General features: G+C 71.6%; 10 protein-coding genes and 1 pseudogene. 10 read left to right on the top strand and 1 reads right to left on the bottom strand.

From position 1 onward, the window contains the following. Nucleotides 1-24 precede the first annotated feature (24 nt). The 4 genes from betA to ABZS66_RS00330 are packed head-to-tail and all read left to right on the top strand — an operon-like array spanning nt 25 to nt 5827. The gene (gene betA / locus ABZS66_RS00345; protein WP_354753672.1) at nt 25-1728 is read left to right on the top strand and encodes a choline dehydrogenase; all 1704 of its coding nucleotides are present in this window, start codon (nt 25-27) and stop codon (nt 1726-1728) included. A 2-nt stretch (nt 1729-1730) separates the two neighbouring features. Continuing rightward, nucleotides 1731-2837: a glycine betaine/L-proline ABC transporter ATP-binding protein gene (locus ABZS66_RS00340; RefSeq protein ID WP_354753925.1), complete on the top strand. Its 1107-nt coding sequence runs from the start codon at nt 1731-1733 to the stop codon at nt 2835-2837. Then, nucleotides 2834-4837, top strand: coding sequence for an ABC transporter permease subunit (locus tag ABZS66_RS00335; protein WP_354753671.1), 2004 nt, complete (start codon nt 2834-2836; stop codon nt 4835-4837). Before ABZS66_RS00340 ends, ABZS66_RS00335 begins: the two co-directional genes overlap by 4 nt. Before the next feature lie 18 nt (nt 4838-4855). Next, complete coding sequence (locus ABZS66_RS00330; protein ID WP_354753669.1) at nt 4856-5827, top strand: ABC transporter substrate-binding protein; 972 nt, start codon at nt 4856-4858, stop codon at nt 5825-5827. Between the two features lie 84 nt (nt 5828-5911). Here the strand turns inward: ABZS66_RS00330 and ABZS66_RS00325 are convergent, their stop codons facing one another. Next, on the bottom strand, nt 5912-6718 hold the full coding sequence (locus ABZS66_RS00325; protein WP_354753667.1) for an IclR family transcriptional regulator: 807 nt from the start codon (nt 6716-6718) through the stop codon (nt 5912-5914). 196 nt (nt 6719-6914) lie between these two features. Here ABZS66_RS00325 and ABZS66_RS00320 point away from each other — a divergent pair, with 196 nt between their 5' ends. From ABZS66_RS00320 to ABZS66_RS00295, 6 genes and pseudogenes are all read left to right on the top strand, one after another. Continuing rightward, nucleotides 6915-9353: an FAD-dependent oxidoreductase gene (locus ABZS66_RS00320; protein ID WP_354753665.1), complete on the top strand. Its 2439-nt coding sequence runs from the start codon at nt 6915-6917 to the stop codon at nt 9351-9353. 31 nt (nt 9354-9384) lie between these two features. Beyond that, a pseudogene (locus ABZS66_RS00315) lies at nt 9385-9489 on the top strand (bifunctional methylenetetrahydrofolate dehydrogenase/methenyltetrahydrofolate cyclohydrolase); the annotation flags it as partial. Nucleotides 9490-9515: 26 nt separating this feature from the next. Continuing rightward, nucleotides 9516-9857 (top strand): bifunctional 3-phenylpropionate/cinnamic acid dioxygenase ferredoxin subunit, encoded by a 342-nt coding sequence (locus tag ABZS66_RS00310; RefSeq protein WP_354753663.1) that lies wholly within the window; start codon nt 9516-9518, stop codon nt 9855-9857. Beyond that, nucleotides 9854-11014, top strand: coding sequence for an FAD-dependent oxidoreductase (locus ABZS66_RS00305; protein WP_354753661.1), 1161 nt, complete (start codon nt 9854-9856; stop codon nt 11012-11014). Before ABZS66_RS00310 ends, ABZS66_RS00305 begins: the two co-directional genes overlap by 4 nt. Continuing rightward, the gene (locus ABZS66_RS00300) at nt 11011-12135 is read left to right on the top strand and encodes an aromatic ring-hydroxylating dioxygenase subunit alpha (protein ID WP_354753660.1); all 1125 of its coding nucleotides are present in this window, start codon (nt 11011-11013) and stop codon (nt 12133-12135) included. Before ABZS66_RS00305 ends, ABZS66_RS00300 begins: the two co-directional genes overlap by 4 nt. Then, nucleotides 12135-13352: a sarcosine oxidase subunit beta family protein gene (locus tag ABZS66_RS00295; RefSeq protein WP_354753658.1), complete on the top strand. Its 1218-nt coding sequence runs from the start codon at nt 12135-12137 to the stop codon at nt 13350-13352. Before ABZS66_RS00300 ends, ABZS66_RS00295 begins: the two co-directional genes overlap by 1 nt. The last annotated feature ends 20 nt before the right edge of the window (nt 13353-13372 follow it).

The following is a 13372-nucleotide window of genomic DNA, read 5'->3' as shown; positions in this document are numbered from 1 at the left end:
GCTCGGCGAGGCGGAGGCGTGTTGATGCCGGAGATCCTCAAGCACTACGACTTCGTCATCGTCGGTGGCGGCTCGGCGGGCAGCGTGCTGGCGAACCGGCTGAGCGCGGACCCGAAGGTCTCCGTCCTGGTGCTCGAGGCGGGACGCTCGGACAGCAAGCTGGACCCGTTCATCCACATGCCGGCGGCGCTGACGATCCCCATCGGCAACCGGTTCTACGACTGGAAGTACGAGTCGGAGCCGGAGCCGATGATGCGCGACCGGCGGATCTACCACGCGCGGGGCAAGGTGCTCGGCGGATCGAGCAGCATCAACGGGATGATCTTCCAGCGTGGCAACCCGCTGGACTACGAGCGGTGGGCGGCCGACCCGGGCATGCAGACCTGGAGCTACGCGCACTGCCTGCCGTACTTCAAGCGGATGGAGCACTGCCTCGCCGGCGCCGACCAGTGGCGCGGCGGCTCCGGCCCGCTGCTCCTCGAGCGCGGCCCGGCGACCAACCCGCTGTTCGGCGCGTTCCTGGAGGCGGCTCAGCAGGCCGGCTACCCGCTGACCGACGACGTCAACGGCTACCGGCAGGAGGGCTTCGGCCGGTTCGACCGCAACATCCACCGCGGCCGCCGGCTCAGTGCGGCCCGGGCGTACCTGCACCCGGTGATGTCGCGCAAGAACCTCACGGTGTACACCCGCGCGATGACCACCCGGGTCCGCTTCGAGGGCAACCGGGCCGTCGGCGTGGACTTCCAGCACTTCGGCCGCAAGCGTTCGGTGCGGGCCGGCGAGGTCGTGCTGTGCGGCGGCGCGATCAACTCACCGCAGCTGCTCATGCTCTCGGGGGTGGGCAACGCCGAGGAACTCAAGCACCTCGGGATCGACGTCGTCGCCGACGTCCCCGGAGTGGGGGAACACCTCCAGGACCATCTCGAGGTCTACATCCAGTACGCCTCCAAACTCCCGGTGTCCATAGCCCCCGGACTCAGGTGGCGCAGCCGGCCTCGGATCGGGGCGGAGTGGCTCTTCTTCCGCAAGGGCCTGGGCGCCTCGAACCACTTCGAGGCGGGCGGGTTCGTGCGCAGCAACGAGGATGTGGACTACCCGAACCTGATGTTCCACTTCCTGCCGATCGCGATCCGCTACGACGGCTCCGCGCCCACCGAGGGCCACGGCTATCAGGTGCACATCGGGCCGATGTACTCCGACGCGCGCGGGACGGTCAAGCTGAAGTCGGCCGACCCGTTCGAACACCCCGCCCTGCGGTTCAACTACCTGTCCACGGACCAGGACCGCCGCGAGTGGGTCGAGGCCGTCCACGTGGCGCGCAACATCCTGAACCAGCCGGCGTTCGCGCCGTTCAACAACGGTGAGCTGTCGCCGGGCCGGTCGGTGGAGACACCCGAGGAGATCCTCGACTGGGTCGCCCGCGACGCCGAGACCGCCCTGCACCCCTCCTGCACGGCCCGCATGGGCGTCGACGACCTGTCGGTGCTCGACCCGATGAGCATGCGGGTGCGCGAGGTCGAGGGCCTGCGCGTCGTCGACGCGTCCTCCATGCCCTACGTCACCAACGGCAACATCTACGCCCCGGTGGTCATGCTCGCCGAGAAGTCGGCGGACCTGATCCTCGGCAACACCCAGCTGGCGCCGTCCGACGCGCCGTTCTACCGCTGCCGCGACGGCAGCCCGCTGTATCCCGACCGTTCACGGCCCACCCCCGCAGAGAGGGCATGACCATGACCGCGGAACAGACGATCACCGAGCGGCCGCGGGATCGGACCTCGGGGGAGCCGGCGCTCAGGGTCGACTCGCTCTGGAAGATCTTCGGCCCCCGGGCCGACAAGATCATCGGCACGCCGGACGCCACGCTGTCACGCAAGGACCTGCTCGCCAGGACGGGGTGCGTCGCCGCGGTCAAGGACGTCTCGTTCGAGGTCGCCCCCGGCGAGGTGTTCGTGGTCATGGGCCTGTCGGGGTCGGGCAAGTCCACGCTGAGCCGGCTGCTCACCCGGCTGATCGAGCCGACCTCCGGCACCGTGACGATGAACGGCGAGCAGGTCACGAGCGCCTCGGCCGCCAGGGTGCGCGAGCTGCGCCGCCGGCACGTGGCGATGGTTTTCCAGCACTTCGGCCTGCTGCCGCACCGCAAGGTCATCGACAACGTCGCCTACGGGCTGGAGATCCGCGGCGAGGGCAAGGCGGAACGGCGCCGGCGGGCCCAGGAGATGATCGACCTGGTGGGCCTGTCCGGATATGAGGGCTCCTTCCCCGACCAGCTCTCCGGCGGCATGCAGCAGCGTGTCGGCCTGGCGCGCGCGCTCGCGGTGGACCCGCAGGTGCTGCTGTTCGACGAGCCGTTCTCGGCCCTCGACCCGCTGATCCGCCGCGATATGCAGAACGAGGTCATCCGGCTGCACCACGAGGTCGGCAAGACGATGGTGTTCATCACCCACGACCTGAGCGAGGCGCTCAAGCTGGGCGACCGGATCCTCATCATGCGCGACGGCGAGGTCGTCCAGATCGGCACACCCGACGAGGTGGTCGGCGCCCCGGCCGACGACTACGTCCGCGACTTCACCTCCGAGGTGCCGCGCTCCCACGTGCTCACGCTGCGCTGGGTGATGCGCGAGCCGCGGCCCGACGACACCGCCGAGGGCCCGGTCATGCCCCCGGACACCATCGTGCGCAAGGCTGCCAAGGCCGCGCTCGCCTCCGAGCACCCGGTGCGGGTGGTCGAGGACGGCAAGTTGATCGGCATCGTCGACGACGACGCGATCTTGCGGGTCGTCGTCGCCGAGGAGCAGCCCCACCCCGCCGACCGCGGTATCGGGACGCCCGCATGAGCACCGCGGTCGGCGCGCCCGCGACCCGGCCGCCAGCGAGGGAGGCCCCGCCCGCGCCGGTGCCGCGCACCGGTGTCCCTCGCTGGGCGTGGGCGCTGGGCGTCGTCGCGGCGTGGATCGTCGTGTGGCTGTTCACGAAGGGCACGGACACTCTGGCGCTGCCCGGTCGCGAGCACACCGAGCTGCACGGCACGCTCACCGGCTTCCGCGACAGCGTGCTCGCCAGCCGCGACACTAACCCGGTCGTGCGGCTCACGTTCGCGCTCGGCGACGGGTTCGTCGCCGCCGTCGACTGGCTGCAGCGGATGCTGTCCATCCCGAACTTCCCGCGGCCGGTGCCCGAGGTCGGCTGGCTCGGCGTCACCGCGGTGGCCGCCTGGGTCGGCTACGCCCTGGCCGGATGGCGGATCGCGTTGCTCGTCGGGGCGTCCTTCGTCTCGTTCGGAGCGTTCGGCTTCTGGTCGGAGTCGATCGATCTGCTGATCGTCACGTTCGTTGCCGTCGCCGTCTCCGTCGCCGTCGGCATGCCGCTCGCCGTGCTGGTCGGCACCAGCCGGCGGGCCGACACCGTGATGTCCGCGCTGCTGGATCTCATGCAGACGATGCCGACCTTCGTCTACCTGCTGCCGATCGTGCTGTTCTTCGGCATCGGCGCCTCCGGGGCCGTGGTGTGCACGCTGATCTATGCGCTCCCGCCGATCATCCGGATCGCGGGCCACGGCATCCGTTCGGTGCCGGCCGACACGATCGAGGCGACCGACTCGGCGGGGCAGACCCGGTGGCAGCGGCTGGTCAAGGTGCAGCTCCCGATGGCCCGCAAGACCATCGTGGTCGGGCTCAACCAGACCATCATGGCCGCGCTGGCGATGGCCACGGTCGCGGCCTACATCGACGGTCCCGGCCTCGGCGTACCCGTCCTCCAGGCGCTCTTCCGCGACGACGTGGGCCGGGCCTTCGTCCCCGGCATGCTCATCGTGGTCATGGCCGTGATGCTCGACCGGACCACCACGGCCGCCAGCGAGCGTGGCGAGCTCGTGGCGCGCGGGCGCGGCGGCAGCCGGCGGGCGCACCGCATCGGGCTCGCGGCCGGCGGCGGCGCGGCCCTCGTCGCCGTCTGGCTCTCCCGCTACTACCTCTGGGCCGCGGACTTTCCGGACAACACGGCCGGGGCGTCGGTCGCGGACGCGGTCAACTCCCTCGTCGGGTGGGTGACCGACGTGTTCGGTGGCCTCACGGCGGCGATCAAGGACGGCATCACCTACGGCCTGCTCAACCCGATGCAGTCCCTGCTGGCGGACTCGCCGTGGTGGCTCTCCGCCCTGGCGATCCTGCTCCTGGCCGTCGTCGTCGGCGGGACGCGGGCGCTCGTGCCGACGCTCGTCTGCGTGGCCGGGATGTGGTACTTCGACCTGTGGCACGACGCGATGATCACGCTCAACATGACGCTCGTCGCGACCATCCTGGTGATGCTCCTGGCGCTGGTCTTCGGGGTCTGGATGGCCCGGCGGCGCGCCGTCGACCTCGTCCTGCGGCCGCTGCTGGACGCCGGCCAGACCATTCCCTCGTTCGTCTACCTGATTCCCGCCCTGGCGTTGTTCGGACCCACCCGGTTCACGGCGATTGTCGCCGGGGTCATCTACGCGGCCCCGGCCGCGATCAAGCTGGTCGCCGACGGCGTCAAGGGCGTGTCGCCGACCACGCTCGAGGCGGCGCGATCGGCCGGGTCGACCACCTGGCAGGAAATCACGAAGGTGCAGCTGCCGATGGCGAGGGGCTCGCTAGTGCTGGCGGCCAACCAGGGCCTGCTCTACGTGCTGGCGATGGCGGTGATCGGCGGCATGGTCGGCGCCGGGGCCCTCGGCTACGACGTCGTCCTCGGCTTCTCCCGCTCCGAGGAGTGGGGCAAGGGTGCCGCCGCCGGCATCACGATCGTGCTGCTCGGGATCATGCTCGATCGGATCGCTCGAGCCGCCGGTGGGCGGTCGCGACAACAGGTGTGACAACCAAGGAGGAATCAGATGAAGACACGGCTGACGCGCTTCCGACTCCTCGGGGTGGCGGCGTGCGCGGTGCTGATGCTCGTCGCCTGCGGCAAGGGCGAGATCGAGCAGCAGACCCAGCAGACCCAGCAGGCGGGCAAGTGCGGCGAGCTGAAGATGGCCGTGAACCCCTGGGTGGGGTACGAGGCCAGCGCCTACGTCGTCGGCTACCTGGCGCAGACCAAGCTCGGGTGCAAGGTCACCTACAAGAACCTCAAGGAAGACGTCTCCTGGCAGGGGTTCGGCACCAACGAGGTGGACGTCGTGATCGAGGACTGGGGGCACCCCGACCTGGAGAAGAAGTTCTTCGCGGGGTCGGGTGACGGCAGCGCCGTGGACTTCGGGCCGACCGGCAACGTCGGCATCATCGGGTGGTACGTCCCGGGCTGGCTGGCCGAGGCGCACCCGGACATCACCGACTGGCAGAACCTCAACAAGTACGCCAGCGAGTTCGCCACCTCCGAGTCCGGCGGCAAGGGACAGTTCCTGGGCTCCGACCCGTCGTACGTCCAGTTCGACGAGGCGATCGTGAGCAACCTGAAGCTGAACTTCAAGGTCGTCTTCTCCGGCGGCGAGGCGGCCACGATCACGGCGTTCCAGCAGGCCGAGAAGAACCGGAAGCCGCTCATCGGCTACTTCTGGGAGCCGCAGTACATCCACGCGGAGCTCAAGCTGGTCAAGGTGAAGCTCCCGGCGTACAAGGACGGCTGCCAGGGCGATCCGGCGAAGGTGGCCTGCGACTACCCGGAGACCCCGCTGAAGAAGGTCGTGTCGACCAAGTGGTCCAAGTCCGACTCGACCGCGGTCGCCCTGGTGAAGAAGTTCCAGTGGACCAATGCCGACCAGAACCTGGTCGCGAAGTACATCACCGTCGACAAGCTGTCCGCCGAGGCCGCCGCCAAGAAGTGGGTGGAGGCCAACCCGGACAAGGTCGCGGCCTGGCTGGGCTGATGCACGTCCGCCGCGGTCCGGGATCGCCCGGGCCGCGGCGCCGGTCGGTCCGGTGCGGCCCGGTGCGGTCCGGTGCGGCCCGGCTCAGTCGCCTCGGGGGCCGATGTAGCCGAGGCGGCGGCTGACCTCCAGCCCCGCCTCCTTCATGGTCGGCACCAGGTCCTCCATGCGGTCCGCCGTCAGGCGGTAGGACGGGCCCGAGGCGCTGAGGGCGGCGACGACGGTGCCGTCGGCGTCCCGGACCGGCACGGCGACGGCGTTCAGCCCGTCCTCGTACTCCCCGATGGTGGTGGCGTAGCCGTTCTCCAGGATCTTGTGCAGCTCCTTGTCGAGCTCGCCGGGCGAGGTGATGGTCTCCGCCGTGAACGCGGGCAGGCCACCTGCCTTGACCAGGCGGCCGCGCTCCGGACCGTCGACGTGCGCGAGCAGCACCTTGCCGCTCGACGTGGCGTGCAGGGGGGTGAGCTGGCCGACCCAGTTCTGCGTGGTCACCGAGGCGGGGCCGAGGGCCTGGTCGACGTTGATCGCGTAGTGCTCCCGCAGCACGGCGATGTTCACCGTCTCGCCGATCGCGTTGGCGAGCCGCTCCGCCACCGGCCGGGCCTGCTTGGTGATGTCCATCCGGCCCGAGACCGCGCCGGCCAGCCGGACCAGGCCGAACCCGAGGCGGTACTTGCCGCGCTCCTCGGTCTGCTCGACCAGCCCGTGCGACTCCAGCGCGCCGAGCAGGCGGAACGCCGTCGACTTGTGCACGTCGAGCTCCGCGGCCAGCTCGGAGACACCCCCGTTGCCCCAGCGGGCGAGCAGCTCCAGGACGTTGAGCGCACGGTCGACCGACTGGAGCCCGCCCGGACCCTTGTCTGCGGCTTCGGTCCCGGTCGAGTTGCTCATCGTGGAACAGTCTGCTGAGAGTGCATACAAAGGAGCGTAGCCGACCGCCTTTTGTGGCGGCATCCGGGCGACTGGCGCTCCTGGATTCGTTGCCGCGAAATCCCGTTCTCCAAGTCTCTTGACGGGCTGGCCCCGAACGAGGCACCGTTGCGTGTAGCGCAATGAGATGCAGATAACGCAACAGGGGGGCGCGCCCATGACCGGACCACGAACCGTCATCATCGGGGCCGGCGTGGTCGGCGCCGCGCTGGCCGACGAGCTCTCCGCACGGGGATGGACCGACGTCACCGTCGTGGACCAGGGCGACCTCCCGGCGACCGGGGGCTCCTCGTCGCACGCCCCCGGGCTGGTGTTCCAGACCAACGGCTCCAGGACGATGACCCAGATGGCGCGCTACACCGTGGAGAAGTTCGTGCGCCTGCGCCACGAGGGCCGGTCCTGCTTCCTGCAGGTCGGCGGCCTCGAGGTGGCGACCACCGCGGAGCGGCTCGCCGAGCTGCACCGCCGGCACGGCTGGGTGACGGCGTGGGGGGTGGACGCCCGGCTCGTCGACCCCGACGAGTGCGTGCGCCTGTACCCGTTGCTCGACCGCGACCGGGTGCTCGGCGGGCTCTTCGTGCCGACGGACGGGCTGGCCAAGGCGCTGTGGGCGGTCGAGGCGCAGATCGAGCTGGCCAAGGCCCGCGGCGTGCGGTTCCTCGCCCGGCACGAGGTGCTCGACATCAGGGCCGAGGCGGGCCGGGTCGCCGGCGTCGTCACCGACCGCGGTGAGCTCCCCGCCGACGTGGTCGTGTGCTGCGCCGGGATCTGGGGGCCCAAGGTCGCCGCGCTGGCGGGGATGAACCTGCCGCTGACCCCCCTGGCCCACCAGCTCGCCTGGACCGGACCGGTCCCCGGCCTCGAGGGCCAGGCCGAGGAGGCGGTGCGCCCGATCCTGCGCCACCAGGACGCCGACCTGTATTACCGGGACCGCTACGACCGGCTCGGGATCGGCTACTACGGCCACCGGCCGCTGCCGCTCGACGCCCGCGACCTGCTCCCCGTGGACGAGGCCGAGGTCATGCCCTCGGTGCTGACGTTCACGCCGGACGACTTCGCGCCGGCCTGGGAGGAGACCCGGTCGCTGCTGCCCGCGACCGCCGAGGCCAAGGTCGAGGAGGGCATCAACGGCGTCTTCTCGTTCACGCCCGACGGCCTGCCGCTGCTCGGCGAGTCGCCCGGCCTGTCCGGCTTCTGGGTCGCCGAGGCCGTCTGGGTCACCCACTCGGCGGGCGTCGGCCGGGCCATGGCCGAGTGGCTCGTGGACGGGTACTGCTCGAGCTTCGACCTGCACGAGTGCGACGTGAACCGGTTCGAGGAGTTCCAGCGCAGCCCGGCATACGTGCTCGAGCGCGACTGCCAGAACTACGTCGAGGTGTACGACGTCCTGCACCCGCTGCAGCCGATGGAGTCCCCGCGGCCGCTGCGCACCTCGCCGTTCTACGCGCGCCAGCAGGAGCTCGGCGCCTTCTTCCTGGAGGCGACCGGCTGGGAGCGTCCGCAGTGGTACGACGCCAACCGCGCGCTGCTGCCGGGCCGCGACATCCCCCGGCCCGGCCCGTGGGCCGCCCGGTACTGGTCGCCCGTCGTGGGCGCCGAGGCGCTGGCCACCCGCGAGGGCGTCGCGATGTACGACATGACCGCGCTCAAGCGGATCACTGTCACCGGACCCGGCGCCACCGCCTTCCTGCAGCGCCTCACCACCGCCGACGTGGACAAGTCGGTGGGCTCGGTGAGCTACTGCCTGCTGCTGGACGTCGATGGCGGCATCCGCAGTGACGTCACCGTCGCGCGGCTCGACGCCGAGCACTACCAGGTCGGCGCCAACGGCAACCTCGACCTCGACTGGTTCCGCCGGCACCTGCCCGCCGACGGGTCGGTGCAGGTCGGCGACCTCACGCCGGGCACCTGCTGCATCGGCCTGTGGGGCCCGGCGGCGCGCGAGGTGCTGGGCCCGCTCGCCGATGCGGACCTGACCAACGACGGCCTGAAGTACTTCCGCGCCCGCCGGCTGCACGTCGGCCACGTGCCGGTGACCGCGCTGCGGCTGTCCTACGTCGGTGAGCTCGGCTGGGAGCTGTACACCACCGCCGACCTCGGGCTGCGGCTCTGGGACACCATCTGGCGGGCCGGGCGGGACCACGGGATCATCGCCGCCGGCCGCGGCGCCTTCGTCAGCCTCCGGCTCGAGAAGGGCTACCGGTCGTTCGGGGCGGACATGACCTTCGAGCACGACCCCTACGAGGCCGGCCTCGGCTTCGCGGTCAAGCTCGACAAGGGCGACTTCATCGGCCGCGACGCCCTGCTACGGCGCAAGGAGTCCCAGACCCGGAGGCTGACCTGCCTGACGATCGACGACCCCGCCGACACGGTGGTGGGCAAGGAGCCCGTCCTCGTCGACGGCCGCCCGGTCGGATATGTGACGAGCGCCGCCTACGGCTACACGATCGGCAAGGGCATCGCCTACGCCTGGCTGCCGGCCGAGCTGGCCGTCCCCGGCCAGGGGGTGCAGATCCGCTACTTCGACCGGCGCGTCCCCGCGACCGTCACCCCCGAGCCGCTCTTCGACCCGAAGATGACGCGCCTGCGCAGCTGACCGACCACCACCCCCACAAGGAAGGAGCCTCATGTCCGCGCAGCTCCTGGACGGCAAGGCGACGACCGCCGCGATCCGCGCCCGGCTGCGCTCGCGCGTAGCCGCACTGGCCGAGCGCGCCGCCGGGCTCACGCCCGCCCCGGTCCTCGACGAGGTGCCGGCATGACCACACCCCGGAGCATCCCGGCCTGCCCGTTGTCCGCGGTGCCGCGGGGCGCGGCCGTCCGCGTCGAGGCCGAGGTCCCGATCGCGGTGTTCCACACCGAGGACGGGGAGCTCTTCGCGATCGACGACACCTGCACCCATCAGGACGCGTCGCTGGCCGACGGCTGGCTCGAGGGCTGCGAGGTCGAGTGCCCGCTGCACGCGTCCCGCTTCGACCTGCGCACCGGCGCCGTCGACGCGCCGCCGGCGAAGCGGCCGGTGCGCATCCACCGGGTCCACGTCGAGGACGACATGGTCTATGTGACCCTCTCCGAGGGCGCCGTGGGGGGTACCAGGTGAAGCGGATCGTCGTCGTCGGCGCCTCCCTCGCCGGGCTCGCGACCGCCCGGGCGCTGCGCGCCGAGGGGTTCGCCGGTGAGCTCGTCATGGTGGGGGACGAGCCGCACCGGCCCTACGACCGGCCGCCGCTGTCCAAGGAGTTCCTGGCGGCCCGCGACGGCCCGGCGCAGCTGAGCCTGGCGGCGGAGGGCGAGGACCTGGGCCTGCGGTGGCGGCTGGGCACCCGGGCCGTCGGCCTGGCCGGTCACACGGTCCTCCTCGACGTCGGCGCCGCGCTGGCCTTCGACGGGCTGGTCGTCGCCACCGGCGCCCGGGCCCGCGACGACCTGCCCGGCGCCCGCCTGCCCGGCGTACACCTGCTCCGCACCCTCGACGACGCCGTCGCGCTCCGCGAGGACCTGCGCCGCGGAGGCCGGGTCGCGGTCGTCGGCGCCGGCTTCATCGGCTCCGAGGTGGCGTCGACGGCCCGCGCGCTCGGCTGCGACGTCACGCTCGTCGTCGCCAGCGACGCGCCGCTGCGGGCCGCGCTCGGGCGGTTCGCCGGCGCCGTCGCCGACCTGCACGACCGCCACCACGTCGAGGTGCTGACCGGCGGGCGGGCCACCGAGGTACGCCGCGACGGCCCGCGGCCGGCAGTCCACCTGGCCGACGGCCGTCGCGTCCCGGCCGACACCGTGGTGCTGGGGCTCGGCGCGGTGCCCGCGGTCTCCTGGCTGCGGGGATCGGGGGTCCGCATCGGCGACGGCGTGCTCTGCGACGCGGCGGGGGCGACCTCGCGGCCCGGCGTGGTCGCGGTCGGCGACTGCAGCGCCTGGTTCGACCCGGCCCTGGGGCGCCACCACCGGGTGGAGCACTGGACCAGCGCCCGCGAGCGGGGCGCGGTCGCCGCCCGCACGCTGCTGTCCGGGGGCCGCGCCGAGCCGCGCCCGCAGCGCCCGCCGTACCTCTGGTCCGACATCCACGGCCGCCGCATCCAGCTCGCCGGTCACGCCCGGCTGGCCGACGGCGTCACGGTCGAGGCGGGTTCGGTCGCCGAGGGCTCGTTCGTCGCGGTCTACCGGCGCGGCGGCGAGCCGGTGGCCGTGCTCGGCATCGACCAGCCGAAGCAGTTCATGTCCGTCCGCCGGCGACTCGTCGTCCAAGGAGTACCCGCGTGACCGTCAACCTCGTTCCGGGCAGCCTGCTCAAGACGCTGCCCGGCTCCTACTACTCCGACCCGGAGATCTTCGCGCTGGAGCAGGCGCGCATCTTCGAGGCGATGTGGATCTGCGCGGTCAGGTCCGCCGACGTCGGCACGCCGGGCGCCTTCCGGACGGTCCGGGTCGGCCGCGAGAGCGTGCTGGTCACCCGGAACCGCACCGGCGAGGCGCGGGCCTTCTTCAACGTCTGCCGGCACCGCGGGGCGCGGCTGTGCACCGAGCCGGCGGGCGAGGTGCGGCGCGCCTTCCAGTGCTCCTACCACGCCTGGACCTACGACCTCGACGGCAGGCTGGTCGCGGCGCCCAACCTGACCAAGATGCCGGACGTCGACCGCGTCGAATACGGCCTGCGCAGGGTCCACGTCCGCGAGTGGCTCGGCTACGTCTGGGTCTGCCTCGCCGGCGAGGCCCCCTCGTTCGAGGACACGGTGATGGGTGCGGTCCGCACGCGGCTCGGCGACATCGAGTCGATCGAGGCCTACGCCGTCGACCGGCTCGAGTTCGGCCGCCGGATCACCTACGACGTGCGGGCGAACTGGAAGCTCATCGTCGAGAACTTCATGGAGTGCTACCACTGCGCGACCATCCATCCGGAGCTGACCGAGGTGCTGCCCGAGTTCGCCGACGGCTTTGCGGCGCAGTTCTTCGTCGGCCACGGCGCGCTGTTCGGCGACGACGTCAAGGGCTTCACCGTCGACGGGTCGGAGGGCTTCGAACGGATCCCGGGCGTCACCGCCGAGCAGGACCGCCGCTACTACGCGGTGACCATCCGGCCGCAGGTCTTCGTCAACCTGGTCCCCGACCACGTGATCCTGCACCGCATGTTCCCGGTGGCCCCCGACCGCACGATCGTGGAGTGCGACTGGCTGTACCTGCCCGAGGTCGTCGCGGCCGGCCGGGACCTCACGAAGTCCGTCGAGCTCTTCCACCGGGTCAACCAGCAGGACTTCGAGGCCTGCGAGCGCTGCCAGGAAGCCACAAACTCCCGGGTGTACGCCGAGGGCGGCGTCCTGGTGCCCAGCGAGCACCACCTCGCCGAGTTCCACACCTGGGTCCTCGACGCGCTTGAGGAGGGCTGATGGCCGAGCCGCTGCCGGAGCACCCCGCCTGGTTGTGGCGGGACCCCGACCCCGAGCCGTGCTACGACGCCGTCGTCGTCGGTGGCGGCGGTCACGGCCTCGCCACGGCCTACTACCTGGCGAAGAACCACGGCCTGACCAACATCGCCGTGCTCGAGAAGGGCTGGCTGGCGGGCGGCAACATGGCCCGCAACACCACGATCATCCGGTCCAACTACCTGTGGGACGAGAGCGCGGCGATCTACGAGTTCGCGCTCAAGCTGTGGGAGGGGCTGCCCGCCGAGCTGGACTACGACTTCCTGTTCAGCCAGCGCGGCGTGCTCAACCTGGCGCACACCCTGCAGGACGCGCGGGAGGGTGTGCGGCGGGTCAACGCCAACCGGCTCAACGGCGTCGACGCCGAGTGGCTCGAGCCCGAGGACGTCGCCAAGGTCTGCCCGATCGTCAACGTCTCGCCCGACGTCCGATACCCGGTGCTCGGCGCCACGTTCCAGCCGCGGGCCGGCATCGCCAAGCACGACCACGTCGCCTGGGCGTTCGCGCGGGCGTGCGACGCGATGGGGGTCGACCTGATCCAGAACTGCCGCGTCACCGGCTTCGTCAAGGACGGCGGCCGGGTCGTCGGCGTCGAGACGACCCGCGGCCGGATCGCCGCCGGCGTCGTCGGGCTGGCGGCCGCCGGGCACAGCAGCGTGCTCGCGGAGCAGGCCGGATTCCGCCTGCCGATCCAGTCGCACCCGCTGCAGGCGCTCGTGTCCGAACTCTACGAGCCGGTCCACCCGACAGTGGTGATGTCCAACCACGTGCACGTGTACGTCTCCCAGGCGCACAAGGGCGAGCTGGTGATGGGGGCGGGCGTGGACGCGTACAACGGCTATGGCCAGCGCGGGTCGTTCCACATCATCGAGCACCAGATGGCCGCGGTGCTGGAGCTCTTCCCGATCTTCGGCCGGGCGCACCTGCTGCGCACCTGGGGCGGCATCGTCGACGTCAGCCCCGACGCCTCGCCGATCATCGGGGCGACCCCGGTGGAGAACCTCTACGTCAACTGCGGCTGGGGGACCGGCGGCTTCAAGGCGACGCCGTCCGCCGGTTGGGTGATGGCCCACACGATGGCGACCGGCGAGCCCCACGAGCTCAACCGCCCGTTCGGGCTGGAGCGGTTCACCACCGGCGCCCTCATCGACGAGCACGGCGCGGCCGCGGTCGCCCACTGACCAGGCGAGAGGAGCAACCG

This window comes from Dactylosporangium sp. NPDC005572 (genome assembly GCF_040605515.1).
Classification (GTDB): domain Bacteria; phylum Actinomycetota; class Actinomycetes; order Mycobacteriales; family Micromonosporaceae; genus Dactylosporangium.
This window is presented reverse-complemented; position numbering and strand designations above follow the sequence as displayed.

Excerpts from the sequence above, each read along its gene's own strand:
- ABZS66_RS00295 (WP_354753658.1), top strand. The coding sequence starts at position 12,135 with ATGGCCGAGCCGCTGCCGGAGCACCCCGCCTGGTTGTGGCGGGACCCC.
- ABZS66_RS00335 (WP_354753671.1), top strand. The coding sequence starts at position 2,834 with ATGAGCACCGCGGTCGGCGCGCCCGCGACCCGGCCGCCAGCGAGGGAG.
- ABZS66_RS00320 (WP_354753665.1), top strand. The coding sequence starts at position 6,915 with ATGACCGGACCACGAACCGTCATCATCGGGGCCGGCGTGGTCGGCGCC.
- ABZS66_RS00310 (WP_354753663.1), top strand. The coding sequence starts at position 9,516 with ATGACCACACCCCGGAGCATCCCGGCCTGCCCGTTGTCCGCGGTGCCG.
- ABZS66_RS00340 (WP_354753925.1), top strand. The coding sequence starts at position 1,731 with ATGACCGCGGAACAGACGATCACCGAGCGGCCGCGGGATCGGACCTCG.
- ABZS66_RS00330 (WP_354753669.1), top strand. The coding sequence starts at position 4,856 with ATGAAGACACGGCTGACGCGCTTCCGACTCCTCGGGGTGGCGGCGTGC.
- ABZS66_RS00325 (WP_354753667.1), bottom strand. The coding sequence starts at position 6,718 with ATGAGCAACTCGACCGGGACCGAAGCCGCAGACAAGGGTCCGGGCGGG.
- betA (WP_354753672.1), top strand. The coding sequence starts at position 25 with ATGCCGGAGATCCTCAAGCACTACGACTTCGTCATCGTCGGTGGCGGC.